General features: G+C 44.3%; 25 protein-coding genes. 8 read left to right on the plus strand and 17 right to left on the minus strand.

Annotation, left to right across the window (positions count from 1 at the left end; genetic code table 11):
• Positions 1-34: 34 nt before the first annotated feature.
• Together ABTV53_RS27850 and ABTV53_RS27855 are read right to left on the minus strand one after the other, a co-directional pair.
• Entirely contained in the window at positions 35-613 is a 579-nt protein-coding gene (locus tag ABTV53_RS27850; protein ID WP_433748782.1) for a class I SAM-dependent methyltransferase, read from the minus strand.
• Positions 614-639: 26 nt separating this feature from the next.
• Complete coding sequence (locus ABTV53_RS27855) at positions 640-1,311, minus strand: FHA domain-containing protein (protein ID WP_433748785.1); 672 nt, start codon at positions 1,309-1,311, stop codon at positions 640-642.
• Between the two features lie 231 nt (positions 1,312-1,542).
• Here ABTV53_RS27855 and ABTV53_RS27860 point away from each other — a divergent pair, with 231 nt between their 5' ends.
• Positions 1,543-1,698: a hypothetical protein gene (locus tag ABTV53_RS27860; RefSeq protein ID WP_017691624.1), complete on the plus strand. Its 156-nt coding sequence runs from the start codon at positions 1,543-1,545 to the stop codon at positions 1,696-1,698.
• Positions 1,699-2,057: 359 nt separating this feature from the next.
• Positions 2,058-2,801 (plus strand): hypothetical protein, encoded by a 744-nt coding sequence (locus ABTV53_RS27865; RefSeq protein ID WP_433748789.1) that lies wholly within the window; start codon positions 2,058-2,060, stop codon positions 2,799-2,801.
• Between the two features lie 404 nt (positions 2,802-3,205).
• Here the strand turns inward: ABTV53_RS27865 and ABTV53_RS27870 are convergent, their stop codons facing one another.
• On the minus strand, positions 3,206-3,466 hold the full coding sequence (locus ABTV53_RS27870; protein WP_433748792.1) for a hypothetical protein: 261 nt from the start codon (positions 3,464-3,466) through the stop codon (positions 3,206-3,208).
• Between the two features lie 488 nt (positions 3,467-3,954).
• Here ABTV53_RS27870 and ABTV53_RS27875 point away from each other — a divergent pair, with 488 nt between their 5' ends.
• Positions 3,955-4,338 (plus strand): hypothetical protein, encoded by a 384-nt coding sequence (locus ABTV53_RS27875; protein ID WP_433748795.1) that lies wholly within the window; start codon positions 3,955-3,957, stop codon positions 4,336-4,338.
• Positions 4,339-4,388: 50 nt separating this feature from the next.
• Here the strand turns inward: ABTV53_RS27875 and ABTV53_RS27880 are convergent, their stop codons facing one another.
• The 4 genes from ABTV53_RS27880 to ABTV53_RS27895 form a co-directional block, all read right to left on the minus strand.
• Entirely contained in the window at positions 4,389-5,021 is a 633-nt protein-coding gene (locus ABTV53_RS27880; protein WP_433748798.1) for a hypothetical protein, read from the minus strand.
• 97 nt (positions 5,022-5,118) lie between these two features.
• Complete coding sequence (locus ABTV53_RS27885; RefSeq protein WP_433748800.1) at positions 5,119-5,316, minus strand: helix-turn-helix domain-containing protein; 198 nt, start codon at positions 5,314-5,316, stop codon at positions 5,119-5,121.
• 4 nt (positions 5,317-5,320) lie between these two features.
• Complete coding sequence (locus tag ABTV53_RS27890) at positions 5,321-5,476, minus strand: YvrJ family protein (protein WP_433748802.1); 156 nt, start codon at positions 5,474-5,476, stop codon at positions 5,321-5,323.
• 3 nt (positions 5,477-5,479) lie between these two features.
• Positions 5,480-5,875, minus strand: a complete 396-nt coding sequence (locus ABTV53_RS27895) for a sigma-70 family RNA polymerase sigma factor (RefSeq protein WP_433748805.1) — start codon at positions 5,873-5,875, stop codon at positions 5,480-5,482.
• 739 nt (positions 5,876-6,614) lie between these two features.
• Between ABTV53_RS27895 and ABTV53_RS27900 the strand changes: the two genes are divergently transcribed.
• Together ABTV53_RS27900 and ABTV53_RS27905 are read left to right on the plus strand one after the other, a co-directional pair.
• A complete protein-coding gene (locus tag ABTV53_RS27900; protein ID WP_433748808.1) occupies positions 6,615-7,151 on the plus strand; it encodes an SMI1/KNR4 family protein in 537 nt (178 codons plus the stop codon).
• 46 nt (positions 7,152-7,197) lie between these two features.
• A complete protein-coding gene (locus ABTV53_RS27905) occupies positions 7,198-7,524 on the plus strand; it encodes a hypothetical protein (RefSeq protein WP_433748811.1) in 327 nt (108 codons plus the stop codon).
• A 138-nt stretch (positions 7,525-7,662) separates the two neighbouring features.
• Here the strand turns inward: ABTV53_RS27905 and ABTV53_RS27910 are convergent, their stop codons facing one another.
• Both ABTV53_RS27910 and ABTV53_RS27915 read right to left on the minus strand, forming a co-directional pair.
• Positions 7,663-10,251, minus strand: a complete 2,589-nt coding sequence (locus tag ABTV53_RS27910) for a DUF2339 domain-containing protein (protein WP_433748814.1) — start codon at positions 10,249-10,251, stop codon at positions 7,663-7,665.
• Positions 10,252-10,514: 263 nt separating this feature from the next.
• Complete coding sequence (locus tag ABTV53_RS27915; RefSeq protein WP_433748817.1) at positions 10,515-11,558, minus strand: LCP family protein; 1,044 nt, start codon at positions 11,556-11,558, stop codon at positions 10,515-10,517.
• A 111-nt stretch (positions 11,559-11,669) separates the two neighbouring features.
• On the opposite strand from ABTV53_RS27915, the gene ABTV53_RS27920 reads away from it, so the two are divergent.
• Complete coding sequence (locus ABTV53_RS27920) at positions 11,670-12,644, plus strand: aldo/keto reductase (protein WP_433748819.1); 975 nt, start codon at positions 11,670-11,672, stop codon at positions 12,642-12,644.
• Between the two features lie 147 nt (positions 12,645-12,791).
• Here ABTV53_RS27920 and ABTV53_RS27925 read toward each other — a convergent pair whose 3' ends face one another.
• The 3 genes from ABTV53_RS27925 to ABTV53_RS27935 form a co-directional block, all read right to left on the minus strand.
• Positions 12,792-13,253, minus strand: a complete 462-nt coding sequence (locus ABTV53_RS27925; protein WP_433748822.1) for a MarR family winged helix-turn-helix transcriptional regulator — start codon at positions 13,251-13,253, stop codon at positions 12,792-12,794.
• Between the two features lie 131 nt (positions 13,254-13,384).
• Positions 13,385-14,062, minus strand: coding sequence for a TIGR00266 family protein (locus tag ABTV53_RS27930; protein ID WP_017691614.1), 678 nt, complete (start codon positions 14,060-14,062; stop codon positions 13,385-13,387).
• On the minus strand, positions 14,059-14,454 hold the full coding sequence (locus ABTV53_RS27935; protein ID WP_017691613.1) for a winged helix-turn-helix transcriptional regulator: 396 nt from the start codon (positions 14,452-14,454) through the stop codon (positions 14,059-14,061). The genes ABTV53_RS27930 and ABTV53_RS27935 overlap by 4 nt, the downstream gene beginning before the upstream one ends.
• Before the next feature lie 164 nt (positions 14,455-14,618).
• Here ABTV53_RS27935 and ABTV53_RS27940 point away from each other — a divergent pair, with 164 nt between their 5' ends.
• Together ABTV53_RS27940 and ABTV53_RS27945 are read left to right on the plus strand one after the other, a co-directional pair.
• Entirely contained in the window at positions 14,619-15,833 is a 1,215-nt protein-coding gene (locus ABTV53_RS27940) for an MFS transporter (RefSeq protein ID WP_150365152.1), read from the plus strand.
• Positions 15,834-16,027: 194 nt separating this feature from the next.
• Complete coding sequence (locus ABTV53_RS27945) at positions 16,028-16,885, plus strand: aldo/keto reductase (protein ID WP_433748825.1); 858 nt, start codon at positions 16,028-16,030, stop codon at positions 16,883-16,885.
• 139 nt (positions 16,886-17,024) lie between these two features.
• Here ABTV53_RS27945 and ABTV53_RS27950 read toward each other — a convergent pair whose 3' ends face one another.
• The 5 genes from ABTV53_RS27950 to ABTV53_RS27970 form a co-directional block, all read right to left on the minus strand.
• A complete protein-coding gene (locus tag ABTV53_RS27950) occupies positions 17,025-17,201 on the minus strand; it encodes an aspartyl-phosphate phosphatase Spo0E family protein (protein ID WP_433748828.1) in 177 nt (58 codons plus the stop codon).
• A gap of 371 nt (positions 17,202-17,572) precedes the next feature.
• Positions 17,573-18,982: a transcriptional regulator gene (locus ABTV53_RS27955; RefSeq protein WP_433748831.1), complete on the minus strand. Its 1,410-nt coding sequence runs from the start codon at positions 18,980-18,982 to the stop codon at positions 17,573-17,575.
• 740 nt (positions 18,983-19,722) lie between these two features.
• The gene (locus tag ABTV53_RS27960) at positions 19,723-20,094 is read right to left on the minus strand and encodes a GNAT family N-acetyltransferase (protein ID WP_433748834.1); all 372 of its coding nucleotides are present in this window, start codon (positions 20,092-20,094) and stop codon (positions 19,723-19,725) included.
• Positions 20,095-20,173: 79 nt separating this feature from the next.
• Complete coding sequence (locus tag ABTV53_RS27965; protein ID WP_433748836.1) at positions 20,174-22,273, minus strand: glycosyl hydrolase family 18 protein; 2,100 nt, start codon at positions 22,271-22,273, stop codon at positions 20,174-20,176.
• Positions 22,274-23,845, minus strand: a complete 1,572-nt coding sequence (locus ABTV53_RS27970; protein WP_433748839.1) for a chitinase — start codon at positions 23,843-23,845, stop codon at positions 22,274-22,276.
• Positions 23,846-24,176 lie beyond the last annotated feature (331 nt).

The raw sequence follows: 24,176 nt of genomic DNA on the forward strand, positions 1-24,176 counted from the left end.
TTGATTATGATTATTTTGTTTATGCTTTCTTTCATCAAAAAGCATACACATACACCTTCGTTCGCAGGGCATCACGGCAGGTGATGGTACGTAGCGGTTCCTTACCCGGCAGCGCAAAACAGACACTAATCACCTTGGCGCCCGGCGGAAGCTCCCGACTGAACTTGTCCAGAAGCCGGGTCATCGCTCCAGGGTACAGATAACAGATTACGCAGTCTGCATGTTCATAGGAACTGGTGTAGATATCCCCGCGCATGAAGCGCAGCCTGCCCTTGAGAGAGTGCTTTTCCCCCTTCGCTCGACGTAAGCGAACACTGAGATAGGCAATTATTTGGGATGACCATAAGGGAATGACTGAATTCTCAATCCCAGTTAGCCTCTTACCAGGACAGTGCCTTACAACATCCAGCCCCAGTGTGCCCCATCCGGAACCTGCTTCAAGCACATCACCGTACCCGGGTATACGGTTCACCTCTTGAATGACCACCTGCCTGACACGGCCGGATGTGGGCATCGGGGAAATTCCGTTTTTCCAACTGACGAGTACGATGGATATGACACCTATCAATGTCACCACGGCAATCAGCCATGGAATCAGGTACATGATGAACATGAACTCATCCCTTTGTTATCACTCATTCATTCCGGCACATGAGACTTCATATATACACCCTTTTTATAAACGGACTTGATGGTAAAATGTACACCCAGCTTGCGATTCGTCCGATAGATGAGCGAGTTAATCTCGTCGATCCCTACCGCTTCACTGTCCAACATGCTCCGCTCCGGCCACACCTGAGCCACAATCTGTTCCCTTGTCACAAAATGGTCCAGTTGACTATACAGCAGCTTGAACAACTGATATTCCTTCTTGGACAGCGGAATCTCCACTTCACCGATCTGCACGGTTTGCAGGTGATCCTGCAAGCGTACGCCCTCACCCAGCAGATCCGACACCCGATATTCCCTTGTCTCTCCAAGATCCCCTTCAGCGCGAAGCTGAATCAAACCGTTGACGAGCGTCAGGCTGTCTCTTTCGCCAAACGGATATTTCTCATAGGGAACGAGGCGCTGCCCGTTCAGTTCGGTTCCATTTTTGCTATCCAGATCCTCGATCCATAGCTGTTGCTGTACATCATAATGAATGCGGCAATGCCGCTTCGATATCATCTGATTATAGACAGATAAGTCCAATTCACCACCGCCTGTGTAACGTCCCACCGTAATGGAGCGACCCTGGCTTACATAAGCGAACGAGCCGTCACTTTCCTGCCCTGGCGTACGAATGACGATTTTTGCCGTCTCCCGCATGTTATTCTCCCACCTTCAACGATCACTCGATCTCTATAAACATAACTTGAAGCAATAATGATAAGTTCATCAGATTTGTTCCATTGTTTGCACCGCTATACATCAATATAGTGGTATACAGGAACGATTTATGTTTGGTTCTACTTACTCTACTATACCAGACGTTGTGCTTTTTTTCTCATGACGGCCGGATGTCTACTTTAGCTTATTCAACAAGAGAGGTACCTTCCTATGAACAAAAAAAACATTTTCATATACGTACTGCTCGCCTTCGCCTTGTCCATGACATTAACCGTGCTCTCCCGTATGAACGATGATGGCGGAGAATCACTGAAAGGCACATCGGCTGCCGAAACCTCATGGTTACAAATGAAGATCCAGCCCTAAGTCTACTCTATTATAACGTGATCTCCACGCAAAACGTTTCACGAATGTCATAATAGGCTATGGCATCGAATCCAAATTAAAACAATTCAATAAGGCCCCAGATTGCTGGTCACAGCAGCCCGGCACGCAGATGGATTTCAGCCATTTGTGCTGGTGACATTTTTTAGTTTTGTGATTTTGGTTTCCTCTCCACCTTTCAACCCAACAATTTCTCCATTTAATCACGGTGTTAAGGGGTAGAGTATAGACCACTTGCAAGTAGATTTCTGTTAGATGCTTCTGGATTATCGAGGAGCGCCTTTTCATGGTTTCATTTTCTTTGATATAATTTCTGCTAGGTCTACGAAAGGAGATCATAGGTGAAAAAAGAGATTGGTGTATTGATGTTGTTATGTATCGTTTTTCTTTCAGGATGTGGTGGATCAGGTAATCCCGCATCGGTTATGCAAGGTTCGGGTGAGTCTCCCAGTAAACAAGTAACAACACAGCCGGTGCAAGATACGGATGCGAAATTGCTGGGATCTTCTGAGGATGAAAGGGTTAAATTTTATACAAAAACCGATGGGGTAACACTGGACGTTAACGGTAATAAAAAAGACTTTTCTTGGAATGTCCCTGTTGATACTGGAACTCCCCCGCAGGTAATTTATACGGATGTTACAGGCGATGGAAAAGAAGAAGCCGTAGTTATCATCCAGACTGGGCGAGGTACAGAATTAAACAATTATGATATTCATGTCGTTAGTGCCGAGGATTTAAGCGAAATTAAAGTCCAAAGCTATGAGGAGATTGTTGCTAATCAGATTGAGACGCATGTTGCTAAAAAGGGCGACGGTACACTAACGATCTCCGTTAAAGCACAAGGAAAAGAATATGATTTCAATTATGGGTTTGATCCAGCGTCGGATTACAAGCAAGACAGCCTTGCTTTTGGTGGTGTAAATATTTATTCATTGGAGAATCAAAAAATAAAATTGAACCTTGGAGGATCTGTAGGTTTATCTCCCACATATGTATGTGATTTCAATATCACATACAAATTTGATATTGCCAAGAATGAATTTCTTGCTGATTTAATTGAAGTTAAACCTATTGAAAAATAAAAAAAGGCTGACCATTATTACTTCCTACAGTCGTCCAGGTGTTCAAATAGAATTGAACACATTTCAACAAAAATTCGGATAGCGTTCTTTGATTATATCTTTATTGAACATCATTGGGAGAAGGCCATTGTGCGAGAAGAGATCATACGTTGGATTGAACAACATTTATTCTCAAGCGTGTTTCTTCGCATCCCATTTCATTATGACTACAATGAGCTATCGTGGATGAAAGCTCCAATCATCTATAACTGAGCATGAGATAGGGCGCTCCTGGATTATCGGGGAGTACCTTTTTTCGTTTCCTGGTTTGCGAAATGAACTTCACTTGGGCGTTTTGCTGTTTGTGATTAGAAGGGAATGATATTAAAGGACGCACCGCATAATTCCAGTAACGCCCTTTAATGTTATTGAATGTTATCTTGGCAACTACAAGGTAATAGTATTTCTTGAGGTCTTCCAGTAATAGGATCAACACCAAATTTTTCAATATACATATTACGAAGCGTAGCTAATTGGGTAGACAATTCTAAACCAAACTTTTGGAAAGTTTCCTGCTCCTTCTGTTTAGTGTCATCTCCCTCATCTGTACAAATACAATTGGAATACGTCATGACCGCTTTGTGTACAGCTTGTATGCTTTTTAATAAATAATTTTGACAAACCAATGTAATCGCTCCTTTATGTTGGTAGTGTGATTCATAAGTTACTAATTTTTAAGGAATAAATGACATGCTATCAACTTTTATGGGTTATATATGATGTATAATAATCTTTGTAAAATATACTAACATTTAGAAGGGAAGCGGTTTTAATTTTTAAGAAGTATTCAGTTGTCCTAAGTTCCATAGTTGCAGTAAGTATTTTATTATCTGGATGTGGATCTGAAAGTTCAGAAAAACCTATTGATCAAACAGGAAATACATCGACGGAGACGGATAAGAGAGACGAAATTGAAAGTCAAACTCCCGATTCGCCTTATGCTAATGTAGTTAAGATTGATACCAATCAAGAAAACCCGACCGTTCGAGCCCGGATAGATACAGATAATGGTGAGTTATATGTTGTTTCAGAAGGAAAAGAAGCGATTGGACATGTTACTACACCAAGTGTTCTAGGGCAAGAAGGTGACTTCTTTTATCAAGGTAATTACTCCGTGATTTACAAACATAATGAGGATAAAAAAGAATTAAAAGAATTACAGGATCTTGTTTTTATTCAACCTTCTGACCAACCTATTTCCTTCGAGAAAATCAGTTTTGAAGCAATGGACGTTTTCTTGCTCACTCCTGAATACACAGCTTCAAGAGGGTATAATTCTTATGCTTTTGGCATTGATAAAAAAAGTGGAGAAGCATTTGCAATCACTTTTAAAAATGCTGAAAAAGTTCAGGATACTATCAATTATGAAAAAGTTAGTACTCCCGTTAATAAAAGCGAAAAGCTGGTCGTAACCACGAAAAATACAGAAGGACAGGGTGATACATTAACCACAGAATATACCTTTAATAAAGACAGTAAACAATTCGTAACAGAATAGTAAGATGCACTACCACCAGGGGGTAGTGCATCTTTTTTCAATTTTAAGGATTAATACAGATTAGGTAACCCGTATACATTTGGATCTGTTTTTTGAATATAGATAAGCGTATTAAGACAAGTATTTCCCGAACCTGTGATTGTACTTTCCATACCATTATAGGGGTCTTCCGCCCAAATACGTTTAGTAGCGTTGCTCTTCAATGCATATGATTGAGTTGAGCAGTAGGACGTAGCTGGCCCTGAATAGTCAGTATAATAGCCAAGCTTCAAAGCCTTCACAGCTGCGTTTATGCCTAGAGTATTTCCACCTGCATCAGAATATGCATATCGCACATGCATATACCCTTCAATCAGAAGTTTGGCATAGGCTGAGAACCCATCTTTAAGCGAATTGAAAACTAGATTTCTGCCAGAAGGTCTGGTATTGTCATATGTCCCACTGTATTCACATGCACTGCGTTGAAAAGCTGGGTTTAGAGTAGCTCGTAGATCTGGGAGATCCCAGCCGTGCTCAAATCCCCATTGAGCAATGATCAAAGCAACAGGCAGGCCGTTTTTCCCTCCACTTTTTCTCCAACTCTGATAAGATACCCATTTTGCAAGAGCGATTGTGTCATACCGTGTTCCGTTGTAGGTGATAGAACCATTCACAAAAGTGTTGATGTTTGATACACAAGCCATAAATATTACCTCCATTAAGTTAAGTTTTTTGTGGATCACCGGCGTCTCTCTATATAAAGAGAAATGAGCCTTTGATTTTACAACCACTCTCCAAATTTTATTTCAATGCACTAATATCAAAAGTTTGTATCACCTCAATCATTTTGACATAGAGTTCCTGTCTTAGATCATCTTGATAATCAGCGGGTACTTGTCGTAAAGAGGCTTTGATCTTTGGCACGAAAGATTCTAAGATATGTAGTGTTGCTTCCTGATCGTGGTGTTGCTGTGCTTGTACTAAAAGTTCGGCAAACATAAAATCACCGCTTTACGTTTTTTTGTATTTCATTCTTCAAGCTATTAATGGCTTCGCTTAAATCAGATATCTTTTTCTCAAAACGAATAAGTAGATACAAAGTAATTGCTATCGGGAAACCTAAATTAGCAATAAAAGTAGCAATGTCACCCTCCATCATAATTCATCCTCCTTCCGTTATTAAGCTACGCAATTTAGTTAGAGCTTTTAAGCGGTGTTTCGAGACATTTTGTTGGGATACTCCTAATATTTTGGCTATTTCCTTGTCATTTAGTGTTTGTATGTAAGCAAGAGATAAAATCTGTTGTTGTTGTGCTGACAGGGAGTCATAAGCTTGATAAAGCGAGTGATCCGTAATGTGATCTTTTAAACTTGGTGGCACAGATTCTGAATCATAAACAGTGAGTAAGGCTGATTCTAGGTTTTCATCGTTGTCTAGCGTCAGCGAGAATCGGCTGTCTTTCAATCGTCTCTTTTTGTCATAATTGATAGAGTTATAGTGAATAAGATTGGCCATATACTTGATAAAACGACGATTTACCTCATCATACTTATTCAATATAAGCCCCCCTTTCCTAATGAAGAGATTGCTCCTACTTAATAAAGAGAAATGAAATAGTTTTTTACAACCATTTTCCAAAATAAAGAACAAGTGTTCCTATATCTTAACATTGATGACGTTATATTCAATGAAATTAAATCCATATTTTCTTTAAAAATCCATATAATTGACAATTAATTTCATTATTTACCTTTTAGAGTACGAGCATATAGATTTGTCTCTCAACCACCCAGACTACTAAGTAGGCAGCCAGTTCGACTACCGAATCAGGTATAAAGACATTATTCCCTCCCAACAATTGTGGCAAAAGGATTTCTGTCTCATCACAATTAATGTGTAGAGTTTCGTCTCGATTTCGGTCGTACTGCTATAAGCCATATATGAATTGGAATAGATACTAAAGAATACACGTAAAAATCAAATTGAAGAAGTGCAGTACTTATTAAGTTATGACAATGTCACAGGAGTACAATCCACTCGAATGTTAGAACCAAACGAAACCATCAAGTCACTTGATTTATTCATTTCGGGGCATCCAACGTGAAACAACAGGACGAGCGTTGGTGGGTGTAAAGCTATAGTGCAAAGGATTTTAAATGTAAAAGAAGGTAAAACCCGTCGTCTGTACTAAGAAGGTATCCCGAACGATGTATTAGTTCGGTGAGGTTAAACTGAATATGATAAACTGACTTTACAAACTTTTGTAAAGTCAGTTTTTTTAGAAGGAGAAATTCATATGAATTTATTCAAAGACTTTAAAGATTGGGCTGACCAAAATGAAGGTCGTATTGAAATACTTGCTCCTACTGGGAAAACGACTGTTATAAATAGATTCAAACCTGGTGCATCCAAAGATAAATTAAAGGAACTTTACGAGTATTTTTCTGTTGCATTGCCTCCAGATTACATAAGCTTTTTACAATTATGTAATGGAGCCTCCTTGTTCGAAGACCCCGAATATGGCGGGGAGAGCCTCTTATATTCAGCCCAAGATGTTATACATTACAATGAAGCATCAGATAATAAGATTGTGGTCGCCAATATTCTTGATGATCGAATCCTAATTGATTTAGAGCGTTGGAGTTCAGGTGATGAGCAATATCTGTTGCTTTGTGAGAGTTTATATTCTGTTGAACATACCGGATCTTTTTACAGTAACTTTGAGACATGGTTAGAACGGTTTATAATCTCTCAGGGCGAGAAGTTCTGGTATTGGAAGACAGAACGTGCTTTGAAGAATAAAAGAAATTTTCTTCAGTTAGGCTGCTATTAAAAGTGTCCCCTTTAAGATAGACACTTTAATTTCCGGAGGTGTGAGTATGCTCGATGAAAGAGAGATTCAAATTAAGGAGAGGATACAAGAAAGGTACGATATTACGGAGCAAATATATTCAGCTTGGTTTACTGAAAATCCCGCGATGCTTTTACCGAAAAATAGATTCTACCAAAAGGAAAACATAGAAAAGTACAGGGCAATCTCATATCTGCTAGACAGAGGATATATCGTTGCACAACCCGTAGAGAATGATCCGGAGGCAGTTGCAGTAACTATAACCCCTGATGGCATAGACTACTATGAGCAAGGATATCTTAATGGAAAAGCAAAAGGCATTCAAGTCGTCGAAGAAATTAAGAACAAGGAGTAAAGAATTGTGGAAGGCCTCTGGATTTGAAACACTCCCAGAGGCCTTCCATTTAGTTCAATTGAAAACATACACCAGCAATAACGCCAGTTCAAACCGCCCCAACACATCATGGACTGGAAGTAGAATCATTACATTACATCAATCTTGGTCTTCCTCAGGCACATTCGGTTCGTCGTCAGGCTTCGCTGTCTCTCTGGATTGTATTTCTTCCATCCGGCTGGACACCTTCTGATACAGGTAAGAGATCCCAAGCAATAGTACGCCGAAGCTGAAGTAGGCAAAGATTTTGCTGCCCGAGGTGAGCATTCCCACATCATAAAACACCATCTTACCCGTGGCGAACAACGTTAGGCCCAGGCCCAGACGCCGAATCATGACATATTTTCTACGGAATCCATAGGCAATATAGAGAATCGCCAGCAGCAGATAGATCAGACTGAACATCAGCCCCACATCACCCCACTGGAACTGGATCGTCAAGAATACGGTGATGACCCCTAACAGGTATACCCCTGCGATCACCGGGTACCATTCAATGCTCTTGAACTGCCCGCGGATGCCGGCAATCAGCAGATCCCTTCCTGCAAAGAATACCCCTACGTTAAAGATAATTAGCACCAGCAATCCAACAATCTCCGCCGCTGTATGCTGCTGAACTTCCGTCTGAAGCGCTGGCATGGTTAAGGTGACAGCCAGTGCAATACAGCAACCAATGGCATGCAAGAAGGTCGTATACATCTGTACGTATTGATCACGCAACAACTTCACTTTGCTCAATCCATAGGCCAATGCAATGGTCAGCGCTGCAAACATGAGCAACTTGTAGAACATGTATAACAGGAACGTCCCATCCACAACTCTGGTATACAATTCATTTGATTCATACAGCACGTATAACCACAGATTGGCAAGTGTCACATACTTGAATCCGTTTAGGAAGCCCTGCTCCAGTTGGCTGTATTTGAATCTCTCTCTGGAAGATGAGCTGCTGTGAACTGCCCAGGCATAATACAGTGTAATCAGCAAGGTTCCCAGCGTGATGCTGGAGTATTTTAACATAAAGTAAGAACGTTCCCCGATGAAGAGTAGCGTCAGCAGATCATAGTACACAAAAGTGGTTAAACATAGCAGCACGATGCCCCATCCGGCACGTTCCACCGACTTGAGTCGTTTCAGATGTCCAAGCGTAACCAACAGAACCCCTTCAATTAACCAGCCCATCGATAACCACTTGGCCCCAAACTGGAACGGAATAATCAGAATGGCGAAAGTCAGGGAAGTGACATAAAAGAGTAGAATCGTCTGTTTTTCCTGAGCCATATTGCGCTGGACGAATCGTGCGAGGCCCAGATACACCAGACAGAAGATCAAAGCCAACAAGCCCTGAGCATCATTCCAATTCGCCACATCAAATAACACGTATAACATCAGACAGCTGATGCTCGTATTCATGGCGAGCAGAGCGAAATCCCACCAGGTTAACTTCCTCCGGTGTTTGAACGGATATGCCAGTGTAATGCCCAGATATAATGCAAACGTCACAATGGAATACAACATGCCAATCTTCTCACTTGGCGACAGCCACAAGAGGATGAGCATGGACGGTGTGTTGAACAGAAAACTGATATAGTGCACAACCGGCCACCGTTTGCCAAACGAAATGAACACAATAATACCGTTTAAGAGCAGCAGATAGATCATGGCTACATAGACAGCAGGGCCCTCAAGCCCGAACGAAAACATATATGAGAATAACGGAAGATATCCGCCTACCAGACCCAATGAACAGATGGTCTTCGACTGATACCTCAGGGACAACAATACGGAGATTGCCGATACCAATACAGACAGGGCAAGTCCCGTATATAACCCTATAATATGCAGTAAAAAGTAACTATAGAAGACGGAGCCGAACAACACGGAGATCCCGCCGCCGAGCAGCCCCATCGCAAACGTCTGCTTTTTGCGTCGGAACAGCCACTCTCCTCCAGCCAGCATCAGAGCACCAAGCAGGAAAAAGGCTCCGCTCTTCATCTCGTCATTAAACCAGGTTGAGTACGAGTATTGGAACGCTGCTCCAACCCCCAGAATGAGGAGCAGGATGGCTACTTTGTTGATCCAGCTAAGTCCAATCTTCATCTCCATGCGATTCTGCTTGATCCGACGCTGAATGGTCTCTTCGCTCAATCCCTCCTCCACCATCTGCTCATATCCACGCTCCATGTGCCCACGTAGAGCCTCTTCTCTCTCCCGTACGGCCCGCTTGTGCGATTCAATGCGCTCATTCACCTCTGCGGCAAGGTAAGAAATCCTTTCCTTCACCTCGTGGGAATCCTCTTGCCACTCCTGTGCTGCCTGGTTGTACAGCGCGTTCAGATTGGATTTGGTTCGATGTTCATGGAATGCCATTCGATCATTATGTACCGCTGTTTTCCCTTGAAAATAGGTCTCCATCTTCTCCCGGGATACCCGGATCAGATTCAGCTTCTCATCCAGCATCTGTTCAGATAACGCCATGCGAAGACGCGCATTCTCTTCTTCCATCTTGCGCGAGCGAAGTTCAAGCTGTCTTAGCTTGAGTTTGTGTGCTTCATACTGTTCCTGCAGTTGTTCATTCTTAACGATCAGGTCATCCGACTGGTATTCCTGGAGCAAGGCGTGATACTCCTTTGCCAATTGCTTCTGCTGCTCCTGAACTTGGTGAAGCCGATCCTTAAACTCCTTCATGAGCTTCCTCCGTTGGTTGATGTTTAATCTTTTCCCTGTATTTTACTATATGTATGCCATAAAAAGAGCTTTAAACATTAGATATATCTATGCAATATTTCATCAGAAGGGATCTCAAACGCAAAAAAGCCGGGAAACAACGCTTCTCCGGACTTTTATTCTTACACAGACACATGCGCATTTACAGATACACCTGGTACAACCTTTGTTCCGTTTGAGGAGTTGGAGAGATACGCATGCTTCTCCTGCACAAGAATGGATGCTTATGCCGCATCCGGTGTATCTGCCTGGTCCGCTGACTCCGGTTCAATAATCTCGGTTGCATCGGGGTCCAGCCAACTGGCGATCATGCCACGGACATATTGCAGATCGTCCTCCGACAGATCGTAGTACCATGTCCCACTGCGCGTTGCACCTTCCCCCTTCAGCATATAGTTGCTGATCGTAGGTGCACTGTCTTTCATATATAAGGACTCGGCAAACTTCACGATGAAGTCCGAAGTCATGTTGGTTGTAAAATTCGATCCCGCAATCTGGATGACGTCCGGGATCTTGGTCAGATTTTTGACCTCCAGCGCACGATTCATGAAGGCACTTAGGAAAATCCGGTGACGCATCGTACGATTGAAATCGGAGTCCTCCCGGTAACGCACATAGCCAAGCGCCTCTTCGCCGCTATAGATCGGTTTGTTGGCTTCAACGAACAGTTTCTCATGCGCTTTTGATTTATTCTCGATGTTCTTCTTGATCGGCAGTTCAACACCGCCCACCGCATCAACAATATCCTTGAGCCCGTTAAAATTAATTGCGGCATAGAAATCTACTTTGTTCCCCAGCAAATTCTCCACCGTATCCATCGCCATCTTGGCTTCACCGTGGGCATACGCTGAGTTGATCTTCGACTTCACATCCCGACCGACAATCTCGGTATAGGAATCACGCGGAATGGACAGCAGCAACACTTTATTGTCTTCTGGACGCACGACGGAATAGATGATGGTATCCGAACGGCTTGGCTCGTTGTCGCGTTGATCGATACCCAGTAACAGCAGCGAGAATGGGTCGGTATGTTCCACGACAGGGGCATCCTTATCGCCAGCTGGTTTATAGGAGTCATCCAAGGCTTCCTTCACCGTACCGGAGGCGAACATATTAAAAGCAAACACGACGAGTTGCTTTTGATAAATAAATCCGAGTCCCCCCAACACAAGTAGCACACTTAGGGTGATGATCAATGGCTTTTTCAACTTCTTCTTCGGTTTCTTAGGCTTCCGTCTCGTTAAATGTGCAGCACTGTTTTCCATCATATCTCCTTTGATAACGGTTTCTTCATTCATTTAACTATATTAATAACACGTTTTCAATAGATTACGTTATAATCTGCATTACCAAGGTTTACAGAAAAGGAGCGATGACTGATGAAATATCGACGTTTGGGGAATAGTGGTTTGCGTGTGTCGGCACTGGGGCTTGGCACCAATGCGTTTGGCAAACGCGCGGATGAAGCAGCATCTACCCGCATTATTCATGCAGCGATGGATCAGGGCATCAACTTTATCGATACCGCCAATATCTACGCAGGCACGGAATCGGAACGTATCATTGGACAGGCTCTCACAGGTCGACGGGAAAACGCGGTGCTTGCGACCAAGGCCGGATTACCCCGGCATGATGGTCCTCATGGGCGGGGTTCCTCCCGCTACCATCTGCAACAAGAGCTGGAACATAGCCTGCGGCGTCTGCAAACGGATTATGTGGATCTGTACCAGATCCATACCTTTGATCCGCATACACCGCTGGATGAGACACTCCGTACGCTGGACGATATGGTCACTTCCGGCAAAGTCCGTTACATCGGCGCCTCCAACTACGCAGCCTGGGAGCTGATGAAAGCTCTGGGCATTAGTGAACAGCAAGGTTATGTGCGCTACATCTCCACCCAAACCAGCTACTCCCTGGCAGACCGTACGCCCGAACTGGAACTGGTACCGATGTGTCTCGATCAGGGTGTAGGCATTATCCCGTATTTCCCACTGGCAGGTGGTATTCTGACAGGTAAATATAACGGGCAGACCGGCGTACCCTCCGGTTCCAGAGCTGATACCGATCCATCCTTCAACCGTTTTCTGCTGGAGCATAACATCCAACTGAGTGAACAAGTAAGCGCAAAAGCTGCTGCATATGGATGCTCACCGAGTGTGCTGTCCCTCGCATGGTTACTGACACGACCGGCTGTATCCACAGTCATTGTTGGCGCTACACACACCGATCAGTTGGAACATAATCTGGCTAGTCTGGACATGTCTCTGCCTGATGAGCTGTTGAGCGAACTGGATCAGATCAGTGACTCTTTCCGTCGCCGTGAGCCATTTGCGTCCTACCGAATTGATTGAGCAACCGAAATAGACCTCCTGACAAGATGAAGTCAGGAGGTCTATTTGTATTTTGCAGATTTGCTATAATTATTAGTGATAATAATATATACTTCCATTTCCACTACATTCTGTAGTTTAATAAATTAAAAAAAGATATATTATGGATCAGCTCTCTGTTTTTTGGCGCAGAAACTCTTGCATGATCTCCATATATTCTTCCTTGCGATCATCCAAAGTTTCGAAGAATGCCTTGTCCGACTCCTCACACAGATGAATTCCTTCAATGGCCAATCGGGTGCCTTCTTCCGTGGTTGTAATAATATTGGCACGTGTATCCGTCTGATGACGAGCGCGGGTAATCAATCCTCTCTTTTCAAGAGCACGCAGAACCTGAGAAGTCACATTAACATCCACCTTGGCAAACTGAGCAATTTGAACCTGAGTTACGCCTTTACCTTCCTCATCGTGTTCATTGAGCCATAAACAAGCGTGCAACAATACAAATTGGGGTTGTGTTAATTCGAGTGGCTCCAGTACCCGACGTACTTCCTTTTGCCACATGGATGTAACCTGCCATAACAGATATCCCGGGCTATCTTGTGCGTTTTTATACCGTGAGCTTTTCATCTCATACCTCCATGATGTGCGACCTTATGCAACGGATTAGTACCCACCAGTCAATGAAGTAAATCCATTATTCATATAACGATGATGGAAACACATCCGTTGCAACTCTGTGTCTTTTCTCCAAAAATGAATTAGCGCGCAGGGATAAACTGCTTCACCCATTGTCCGAATCCTTGCGGATTGCGGCTCTGTATAAGAATCGTTCCTTCTCCCCGGAACCGACATACCAAGCCTTCTCCACTTGTAACACTGGATAACCAGCCCTGTGAAGCTTTCTCAATACGGTAATCTACATAATGGGGCCATGCCACCAAATGGGCATTATCCACGATCATTTCTTCACCTGCTGCCAGATTAATCGCATGGATGGCACCATAGGAAGACAGAAATACGGTTCCACGTCCGCTGATCTCAATTATGAAGAAACCTTCTCCCGAAAAGAGACCCTTCTTCAGGTTTTGCATTTTGGTATTCACCTGGATGCCCTCGGTTCCTGCCAGAAATCCGTCTTTCTGCACATAGAGTGAATAGGAACCGTCCAGTTCAACAGCCTCTACATCGCCCATGCTTGAAGGTGAGAGCAGAATCTCTGCCGATCCGCCAGCAGCCGTCAGTTCCTGAAAGAAAAACTTCTCCCCGCTCAGCATCCGACCAAACCCGGCAAACATCCCGCCTTCTGCTGAACCCTTCAGTTCAACCGTAGGAGTCATGGATACCATCGCACCACTCTCGGCCTTGAACCGCTCTCCCCGCTGCAAATGTACCTTGAGCATCGCAAAAGCACCATCATATAAAATCTCATAGTTCACGGTTGCACCAGCTCCCTATTGTCTGAGTTAAAATCATTGAGCCCATTGTCTTCAAGCACTGCTGATTTGTCTCCGTATTCCTTCACAATATGTTGATCTCCCCAATTACAGAGCGCATTGAGAATTGGTTCAAGACTTCTTCCGTAATCACTCAATTCGTATTCTACTTTGGGAGGGACCTGATTGTATACAATTCGGTTTACGATCCCGTCGTTTTCGAGCTCTCTCAATTGCTGTGTTAACATTTTCTGTGTAATTGCGGGCATAATACGCTTGAGATCACTGGTTCGTCTTTTCCCATGTGTCAGATGACAGAGAATGACGCATTTCCACTTGCCACCGATCACCTCTAGAGTAGCTTCAACTGAGATGTTATATTTTTTTCTAACCATCACTTGCTTCCTCCCTGATGAATTGGATTACATCCGTCGCATGCTGTATAGGCACCAAAAAGTACGTAGGGTACTAAAAAGTACGTACTATTCAATCTATACCGAATAACTCATAATAGCATTTGCCGGTACGTAAATCTACATTCAGGGGAGTGGAGCAAGAAATGTTACAAGATTCAAAACGCAGCACATGGGCGCTGCTGGCACTGGCCATTAGTGCATTCGCGATCGGCACCACAGAATTTATCAGCGTTGGGCTACTGCCCCTCATTGCAGATGACCTGGGCATTTCCGTAACTACAGCGGGACTGACCGTTACTTTATATGCTTTAGGCGTCACTTTCGGGGCTCCTGTTCTGACCTCACTCACGTCTACCATATCGCGCAAAACGCTATTGCTTGCCATCATGATTGTCTTCATTGCGGGTAACACGATGGCTGCACTATCCACGGGCATCACCATGTTACTCATTGCACGAGTGGTATCCGCTCTGGCACACGGCGTATTCATGTCCATCGGCTCCACGATTGCCGCCGATCTGGTACCTGCTAACCGTAGGGCGAGTGCCATTGCCATCATGTTCTCCGGGTTAACGATAGCTACCGTAACTGGCGTACCTCTCGGAACACTCATCGGTCAACATTGGGGCTGGCGCGCTGCTTTTATCCTGATTGTTGTGGTTGGCATCGTTGCGATGATTGGAAACCTCATACTCGTGCCATCCACGTTGAAGCGAGGAACACGAACGGCATTTCGGGATCAGCTGAAGCTGGTTACAGGTGGACGCTTGCTGCTTGCTTTTGCCATCACTGCCGTTGGGTACGGAGGAACATTTGTTGTCTTTACGTATCTGTCCCCATTGTTACATGATATCAGCGGCTATTCGGAGAAAACAGTAGCTTTCATTCTGTTGTTGTACGGAATTGCCATTGCAGTGGGCAATATCATCGGCGGTAGAGCAGCCAACCGCAACCCGCTCAAGGCCCTCTTCTACATGTTCATCATTCAGACGATCATTCTGGGCGTAATGTACTTTACGGTCCCGTTCAAGTTAGCAGCACTGCTCACCATTATGGGTATGGGTCTGCTAGCCTTCATGAATGTGCCTGGTCTTCAGATGTACGTGGTTACCTTGGCTGAACGATATGCACCACAGGCCAAGGATGTAGCCTCAGCCTTTAACATCGCCGCATTTAATGCAGGGATCGCGATAGGTGCCTATTTGGGTGGAGTGATTAATGACTCCATTGGTTTGATTCACACGACATGGGTCGGAGCCTTGATGGTTCTCGTAGCTGTGATCCTGACCGCATGGGCTAAAATGCTGGAAAGCAAGGATCAACATGGGTCCGTCAACATGGAGAAAGCTTCATTCTAATTTCCATTCCGATTTTGGGTCTCACTCTGATATATTTCCATACCAGTCTTCAAGGGGAACCGGTTTCATATCGTATTTTATTATACTATATACGTTGAACCCAATTTGATCTACTATGATTTAATTTTGTATGATAAAAAATGATAATTCAGCTTGAAATCACTGATTTTTACACACTTTAAGGAGGAAATCTCATGACAACAGCTCAAACCGCACAACATTTACAATCCACAGTAACTCTGCATAACGGTGTTCCTATGCCTTGGTTCGGACTTGGTGTATTTAAGGTAGAAGAAGGATCTGAATTGATTGAAGCCGTGAAAAATGCGATTAAACATGGCTACCGCAGTATCGATACTGCTGCAATATACGGTAATGAAGCCGGTGTAGGCCAAGCGATCGCCGAAGCTTTGCAAGAAAACAACCTGAAACGCGAAGAACTGTTTGTTACATCCAAAGTATGGAATGCAGACCTCGGATATGAAGAGACGCTTGCTGCCTTTGATACTACATTGAACAAACTGGGACTGGATTACCTGGATCTGTATCTGATTCACTGGCCTAAAGCAGGCAAATACAAAGCAGCCTGGAAAGCAATCGAGGAACTGTACGCAGCCGGCCGCATTAAGGCTATTGGCGTAAGCAACTTCCAGATTCATCATCTTGAAGACCTGATGCAAGATGCCAAAGTGAAACCGATGATCAATCAGGTGGAATATCACCCTCGTCTGACTCAGGTTGAGCTTAAGGCTTTCTGCGCAAAGCATGGTATCCAGCTCGAAGCTTGGTCCCCTCTGATGCAAGGTCAGCTGTTGGACAACCCAGTGCTCACGGCTATTGCTTCAGCCAAAGGCAAATCCGTTGCACAAGTCATCCTGCGTTGGGATCTGCAGAATGGAGTCATTACCATTCCGAAGTCCACCAAGGAAGACCGGATTATTGAGAATTCCTCCATCTTCGATTTTGAACTTTCAAATGAAGAGATGGATCAGATCAATGCCCTGAACGAAGATGTACGTGTTGGACCTGACCCGGACAACTTCGATTTCTAAAAATGAATCGGAGTGCTGAAGCTTCATCATATTCTAAGTTGAAATTTATTTAGAAGATTTCATCCCGTTTTTCCTCATGATCTGTTAAAATTAAAGGGCGAGTGAACCCGGCAAAAGTCTCTCGCCCAGAGTCGATTGTTTACTCAATCGGCTTTTTTTGTGTTCCTTCTTTATTGTACTGATTAATTAAATCATCCAGTATCATAGACTGTTTGATTACTGCGGGATGTTGAACCCCCCTGTGCTTTTCTGCGAGGGCGTAAAGGCGATTCCTGGCACGTTCAATACGCAATTGCATGAGCACGCTTCTTTTCATAGAACCCAATCCTCCTTTGTGATATTTTAGGATTTGCTGTCAGATAATAGAATAATATTTTAAAGGCACAAAAAAAGTATTTAGACCTTCATTCTTCCAGATCTTTTTCTGAATCAGTTTCAAATTAATCAATTAAAAGCGTCCAAGTGAAGATTCACTTGGACGCTTTTGATTGATTGCTAATTTAAGAAGTTTTTGATAATTCCCCGCTCCAATTTAAGGCATGATCTAATCCATACCGAAACCATCCTCAAAATAAGAAAAGGATGTTCCCGAAAATCAGGAACATCCTATGTCCGCATAATAATTAAGTCCCCCAACCATGTCCCATTGCAGCCAATATTATTGGTGTAGATACGACAATCGTAACACTACAGAGAGCCAGGAAGTGTAACGCTTTTTTTCGCATTGAGCCGATGCACCTCACTTGATAGTTTTTTGAACTTCTCCTTTGCTTCAATATCCGCACACTTTCTGTATTGCTCAAAAAGAGTCATGCAAGTAATAATATTTTTACTACTATTAATTATAATCGATAAATTCAAACCTTCTAACACAAGTTTTATTGCAGTATCAGCACCCTTGCTTGCATCGAAACGATATACGGCTAGATCACTGAGGAATTGGGCGTAGCTCTCTTTTAGAATAGTTGGCTTATACTCGCCAAACTCGGTTTTGTCCGACTGATATGGTATATATGCTGAAAAACGATCTAGGATGCCATCAATATTCAACCCATATAAATTCGCTGCTTGGACCATGTGCCGTACAGCAATGAATATTTCATCTTCATGGGACGCTATGTAATCAGCATACTCGTACATTACACCCACTTCTCCGGACATTAAGCGATAGAGAAAGGTGTTTGCAATGGCCCATTCCGAAAATTGTCCAAGAATTCGTTTGGCTTCCTCATCCCTTTCATGAACCCAACTTTCTCCACCTGCATACAGGGATACAAATTCCAATGCTCTTTTGTAGTCTCCACACTCTTCACTGGCCGTAGACCGAGCCAGATAAGCATACAGAATATAGTAATACAAAGGTCTTTCCGTCCGTTTCTGGACTTCTTCTGATCGCTCAGATCGGCGTTGTAAATCATACTGAATCGTTGCAATCCTATGCATTTCCTTGGCTAAAGCATCGACTTTTGCCCATTTGTGGACCATTCCAAATACGTGCATCAATTGCTTTAATGCTTCAAGCTGATCCGCTTCATCAAGACGATTAACGTATAACTCAAATTGAGTTGCCGCACGTACATTCTCTTCCAGGTCCTCTCCCAAATCAATTAGGAACAAACGGTAATGGCACAGCGCGAGCCTTTCAGAATGCTGATACTTCTCCGCTTCACGAACACTCCTGTATAAAATCCCCGCAGCCAAACGTTTGTTATTGGAAAATAACTCTTCAGCTATATCAAAAAGCACGGAGACATAGGAGAGATCATCCAATAGACGATTAACAATTTGTTCGACACAATCTAAACGATTTAATTCAGCGCAGCGAATAATAAACGGCCGTATGCGCCTGATAGAGATCAAAGAGGAAAAGCATTCCTCTACGTAATCATCAAAAAAGAAATCTTCGGGTAACCCCATCCCTGCGGTAATGGCGACGAGTTGGCTCATAGATATGGGTTTATTCCCCTGCAAAATACGGCTAAGTGTACCGGAATTGATACCCGATATTTCTGAAAATTGAGAATGTATAATATGATTACTTTGCATATGCTGCAAAAGTTTTTTCCGAATTGAATTTGTAGACTCCAATACAAACACCTCCCGCACAAAACCAAAAATAGGATTTCATACCTATATATAACTTATCTTAGTTAGAAATCAACCATCGGTCAACAATAAATGTATTTTGAACATATTTAAGTTTAGAAGACGTTCCTACAGAGAAATTGTAAGAGCTTTCCTCTATATTCACCCGGCATAGGTTTCTCGCAAACCGATAATGTTGGCATATATAATTATACTTAACGAACTATAAGACGACAACTATAGATCATGTCTAATGGATCGTTATAACTTCAACGTAACTCATATACAATTTTGCTATACCATGTATAAGGGGTTATAACGTGAAACTAATAGAGGCACGCGAAGCAGCAGGATATACACAAGAATCTCTAGTACTGAAAATCAACGAATTTATGAAGTGTACCCTACGACATTATCAGAATATTGAATATGGGTTAAAAATCCCCAGTGTTGTCCTCGGCCTGCTTATTGCCAGATTGTGCGGGATCGATGCAAATACTGTGGATGAGTGGAAAATCAGGAAGACGAAATTATAACACAAAAAGGATCGTCAGCATCTCTGCTACGATCCTTTTTGTCAACCCTGTCGTTGGATCACAATGACTTCACCAAGGAGTCCGATATCTTCCTTACTTATAAATTTCATCGAATTCTTTATTAGTCAGGCCATATACATATTCGTCATAGTGTCGTCCCTTAGTAAAGATCATATTTCTGATTCTTCCCTCTTGAACGAAGCCTAAATGCTCATGTTATGCTGTAGAACCGTCATTAAATGCATATATATGAGCATTGACCTTTACATATCCTAATTCCTCAAAGTAATATCGCAGTAAAATTTTTATCGCATCAGATGCATAACCTTTGCGCCAATGCTCACGGAATATCGATACTCCATATTTGAAATTTCCACATCGAAGATTGCAGCTATTTGTGGAAATGCTCCCAACGAGTGTCCCGTCAAGCGTTTCTATTGCCATAAAGACGTTATCACCATTAGAACTATAAGCAGATTGATTTTCAGCCCAAGCCTTCGTACCCTCTTCTGATCTTGGAAAATGGATCTCGTCACATAATCTAGCATTCTCCGAATCAAGGAGGTGGAAACCTTGCCCGAGGATCACAATTATTTGTGACTACATGGAAAACTTTTCGGTAACTCACTCACCAAGTCGTTGTTTGTGTTGTAACGAAAATCCCCAACTATTGAACCTGCCACAATGCAGGAACATTGGATGGTTCCCATCCAGGCAAGGAAGTGTGGGCCTGCAAACATGTATACGTCTTGCCGCTATACGTGACCAACTGTCCTACCGTATAGGCTGTATTCGCCTGCCAGGCGGAAACGCCCGGGTTTGTCGTTCCTGCTGCCGTTTTCACGGTCACCGCATTGCTTGCAGCAGAACCATTCCCCGCCGCATCCTTTGCTTTCACCGTAAATGTATACGAGGTATCCGCAGCAAGCCCACTGATCGTTGCTGTTGTTCCAGTCACAGATGTCGCCAGAGCCGTTCCATTGTACACATCATAACTGACTACACCCACGTTATCCGTGGATGCCGCCCAGCTCAGCGTTATGCTGGATGTCGTTTGCGCTGTCGATGACAGGTTCATCGGTGCAGTTGGCGCTTGTGTATCACCTCCAGGCTGAGTCGTAGTGCTTACGGTAACAGCATTACTGGCTGCAGACAGATTGCCTGCCGCATCTTTTGCTTTGATCGTAAAGGTATACGAAGTACCCGCTGACAGGCCGCTGATGGTTGCGGTCGTTCCGTTGACGGAGGCAGCAAGATTGGCGCCATTGTAAACGTTATACCCAGTAACACCCAAATTATCCGTTGAAGCATTCCACGCGAGCGTCGCCGAATTTGCCGTCACACCTGTTAAGCGGGCATTTCCCGGCACGCTTGGCGACGTCGTATCTGCTGGAGGCACTGTACCTCCGGTAGGCAGGTCGGATTTCAGTTTATTTTGGAGTGTTTTGTTCCGGTCACCGCTGAGCTCCCAGAACATCGCACCGCCGAGTCCTTTGCTCTTGATATAAGCCGTTTTATATCCAATAGACTCCGCATCGTCATAGCTAATAAATCGCTTGTTGGTCGCATTATAGAGATATGGCACCTTGGCCGTATCATTCCAGTAACGTGTGTACCCGTTTTTGTTAATGTAATTGGTCTCCAGATCATAGAAATCAAAGGAACCTGCTTCCCATGTTCCAACGGAAGAACCTCCCGTACAGGTCTGATATTGGCCATTGCTCGCCTGTGCGCATCCATCCCAGCCTCGGCCATAGAATGGAACACCAAGCACAAGTTTGGCGGCTGGTACCCCAGCATTCAGATGTCCTTGTGCTCCGGCAGCCACATTAAATGTATTGGCATCCGGCACCCCAGCAGCCGAAGCCGCAGGGTCATAGTTCAACGGCGCATTATGCGCGCTGACTTTTTGCCAAGCCCCGTTAAAATCGTATGTCATAATGTTGATCCAGTCGACGATGGCAGCTATGTTGGCAAGCTCAGTATTCGCAGCATAGGTCGTTGATGCACCGCTTGCAATCGTAAGCAGATACTTCTTGCCGTCCACAGTTCCGGCAGCATCCAGCTTCTCACGGATTTTGCTCAGAAGCAGCGTGTAATTTTGCTTATCCTCTGGACGTTTGCTGTTACCATCAAGTCCGCCTGATACCGGATACTCCCAGTCCAGATCTACCCCGTCAAAATTGTATTTGCGCAGGAAGTCGACGGCCGAGTTCGCAAAAACCTCTCGCGTTGCAGCAGTCGCAGCCACATCAGAGAAGCGGTTGGACCATGTCCATCCTCCGACGGAGATGATTGTCTTCAGGTTAGGATTGATCTGCTTCAGCTTGTTCAGCTGATTGATATTGCCTGCAATGGGTTGATCCCACGTATCCCCTGCAAATGTCTTCCCCGTATCGATCCAGGGATCACCAAGCACGATTGTTCCGTTGGGCACATTAATTGTCTGGCTTTTTTCATTCTGACAAGTCCAAGTTACAGGATTTGGCCCCGAAGGGTCCGGATTTCCATGAATACCGTTCCAGCAAATATCGGCAAAAGCATAGTTGATATGCGTGACTTTGGTTGGGTCAATATCCGTTACATTATAGTTTCTCCCATATGCAGCCCAGGACGGGTAGTAACCAACAATTTTATAAGAATCCGCTGCTGACGCCGTAGCGGGTTGGAGCACAAAAGAAGGAACAATGATGGATAAGAGCAGGGATAGACCCAGTAAAAACGTTGCAGTCTTCTTGAAAGCAGTGTGTTTATTGAAAGGTATCATCTAATACACAACCTCCTTTGTCGTTTGCGTACTCAGCCCGTTCAGGAACGGACGATGTGCGCTCGAAAACTGATTATTCGTATAAGCGTCCCAATTGATTGACCAGGTCATAATCCCTTTTATCCCCGCATAGCCCGCAGGCTGCCGCAAAGTATAGGAACCGCCGTATGACACACCTTTGATTAGGTAATTCAGCGCCTTCTGCAGATCGGCTGGCGTGGTATACCCGCCTCCGGCAGCCTGCTGGGAAGCCGGTACACCGATGGCAATCTGGTCCGGTCGCAAGGCACTAAAGAAAGGGCCGGAGCTGCCGCCTACATGAAAGCCTTGAAGCAGCATCTCCGCCATGGCCACATGGAAATCAGCTGTTCCTTGCGCGTAAGAGCGTCCATCCAGCCCCACCATGGAGCCCGTGTTATAGTGCTGCACATGAAGCAGGGTCAGGTCATTACGCAAGGCATGGATAACTGGCAGGTATGCTCCCCAAGGGCCACCGTAGCTTAGATATCCACCCTGTACATAGGCCGTCTCCGGCGCAGCCGTCAGGATGAAATTGGCGCCGAAGTGTGACTTAACCGCTTTCACGCCTTGGATGAGGTTAACAATTTTCGGTGTAGTTGGACTACGGAAATCGGTATCCCCTGCATTCAGAGACAGGGAGCTTCCTTCCAGATCGATATCAAGACCATTGAAACCATAGGTGGAAATGATTGATTTTAACGAATCTTCGAATTGCTGTCTCTTGGTCGCGTCGGTAAGCTCAATGGTCCCGTTGGCTCCTCCCATGGAAAGCAGTACTTTTTTCCCCTGACTTTGCAGATAGGCAATATCGGATTTGAATTCGGCTACCGTTGCATTGTATGGAGTAAAAGCAAGCGTTCCACTGCCATGTGAAATCGGTTCGGCAAAGGAGACATTAATGACGTCATAGGCTGTTGATACATTACGAAGTCTGATATTCGTTGAACCATTATCGAAGTTGTGCCAGTAACCGATCAGCCATTTGCTGCCGGTTGGCCCAGGATTAGAAGAACCGTTGGAAGTTGTTACGCTGAGGGAGCTGCTCGCAGCAGATATATTGCCTGCGGCATCTTTGGCTTTTACCGTAAAAGCATAGGTCGTGCTGGCAGTCAGTCCCGTGACTACAACCGTTGTAGTGGAGGTACTTGTCACAAGAACACCGTTCCGGTACACCTCGTATCCCGTTACGCCCACATTATCCGTGGATGCATTCCAGGAAAGACTAACGGAGGTGTCCGTGATGGAGGATGAGGTCAGACCCACAGGAACAGAAGGGGGTGACGTATCTGGCGTTGGTGTTTCGCCTCCCGAACCTTCCCCGACGTATTTCCACAATGCGGGTACAACAGAGGGCTCCCATCCGGTCAACGCCGTGTGGGCCTGAATACACTCATAATCTTTATGTTGATATGTTACGAGGTCTCCTTTCTTGTATGCGGTGCCTGCCTGCCACTGGGCAGCGGCATCGGCTCTCGGTGCAAACCACGAAATAAGAAGAAGAAATGCCAAAGCAAATGTAATGACTGGGCGGAATCGAACAGCTTGATTCAAGCAAAATCCCTCCTGTATTAAGGATACGTTCACCTTGCAAACAAGGCATCCATCGTCCACCTGCATCTGATCTGTGATCGATTAGAGCAGCCTTATTCAGCCATCTGATGTTGCGTGTCGCTTCACTCCCTTCCCTTGCCAAATTGGACCTTCCCTCTCGTTATCTTTTTCAGCAGACATCACCAAATTTTACAGGGAATTTACAGATCCTCACCCTGTATTTAATCAGTAAAATGCTTGGGAGATAAGGGATAAAATAGTTCTATTGGGGGCGAAAAATGTAATATAGCACGCCGAAAAGGCTTTCCGCCAAGTCCTTAGGGGACTAGAA

The organism is Paenibacillus amylolyticus, assembly GCF_050990605.1.
Lineage (GTDB): Bacteria > Bacillota > Bacilli > Paenibacillales > Paenibacillaceae > Paenibacillus > Paenibacillus amylolyticus_H.

Excerpts from the sequence above, each read along its gene's own strand:
- ABTV53_RS27945 (WP_433748825.1), top strand. The coding sequence starts at position 16,028 with ATGACAACAGCTCAAACCGCACAACATTTACAATCCACAGTAACTCTG.
- ABTV53_RS27910 (WP_433748814.1), bottom strand. The coding sequence starts at position 10,251 with ATGAAGGAGTTTAAGGATCGGCTTCACCAAGTTCAGGAGCAGCAGAAG.
- ABTV53_RS27850 (WP_433748782.1), bottom strand. The coding sequence starts at position 613 with ATGTTCATCATGTACCTGATTCCATGGCTGATTGCCGTGGTGACATTG.
- ABTV53_RS27890 (WP_433748802.1), bottom strand. The coding sequence starts at position 5,476 with ATGATGGAGGGTGACATTGCTACTTTTATTGCTAATTTAGGTTTCCCG.
- ABTV53_RS27885 (WP_433748800.1), bottom strand. The coding sequence starts at position 5,316 with ATGTTTGCCGAACTTTTAGTACAAGCACAGCAACACCACGATCAGGAA.
- ABTV53_RS27935 (WP_017691613.1), bottom strand. The coding sequence starts at position 14,454 with ATGGTTAGAAAAAAATATAACATCTCAGTTGAAGCTACTCTAGAGGTG.
- ABTV53_RS27900 (WP_433748808.1), top strand. The coding sequence starts at position 6,615 with ATGAATTTATTCAAAGACTTTAAAGATTGGGCTGACCAAAATGAAGGT.
- ABTV53_RS27905 (WP_433748811.1), top strand. The coding sequence starts at position 7,198 with ATGCTCGATGAAAGAGAGATTCAAATTAAGGAGAGGATACAAGAAAGG.
- ABTV53_RS27860 (WP_017691624.1), top strand. The coding sequence starts at position 1,543 with ATGAACAAAAAAAACATTTTCATATACGTACTGCTCGCCTTCGCCTTG.
- ABTV53_RS27915 (WP_433748817.1), bottom strand. The coding sequence starts at position 11,558 with ATGATGGAAAACAGTGCTGCACATTTAACGAGACGGAAGCCTAAGAAA.
- ABTV53_RS27950 (WP_433748828.1), bottom strand. The coding sequence starts at position 17,201 with ATGAAAAGAAGCGTGCTCATGCAATTGCGTATTGAACGTGCCAGGAAT.
- ABTV53_RS27940 (WP_150365152.1), top strand. The coding sequence starts at position 14,619 with ATGTTACAAGATTCAAAACGCAGCACATGGGCGCTGCTGGCACTGGCC.
- ABTV53_RS27925 (WP_433748822.1), bottom strand. The coding sequence starts at position 13,253 with ATGAAAAGCTCACGGTATAAAAACGCACAAGATAGCCCGGGATATCTG.
- ABTV53_RS27855 (WP_433748785.1), bottom strand. The coding sequence starts at position 1,311 with ATGCGGGAGACGGCAAAAATCGTCATTCGTACGCCAGGGCAGGAAAGT.
- ABTV53_RS27965 (WP_433748836.1), bottom strand. The coding sequence starts at position 22,273 with ATGATACCTTTCAATAAACACACTGCTTTCAAGAAGACTGCAACGTTT.
- ABTV53_RS27880 (WP_433748798.1), bottom strand. The coding sequence starts at position 5,021 with ATGGCTTGTGTATCAAACATCAACACTTTTGTGAATGGTTCTATCACC.
- ABTV53_RS27920 (WP_433748819.1), top strand. The coding sequence starts at position 11,670 with ATGAAATATCGACGTTTGGGGAATAGTGGTTTGCGTGTGTCGGCACTG.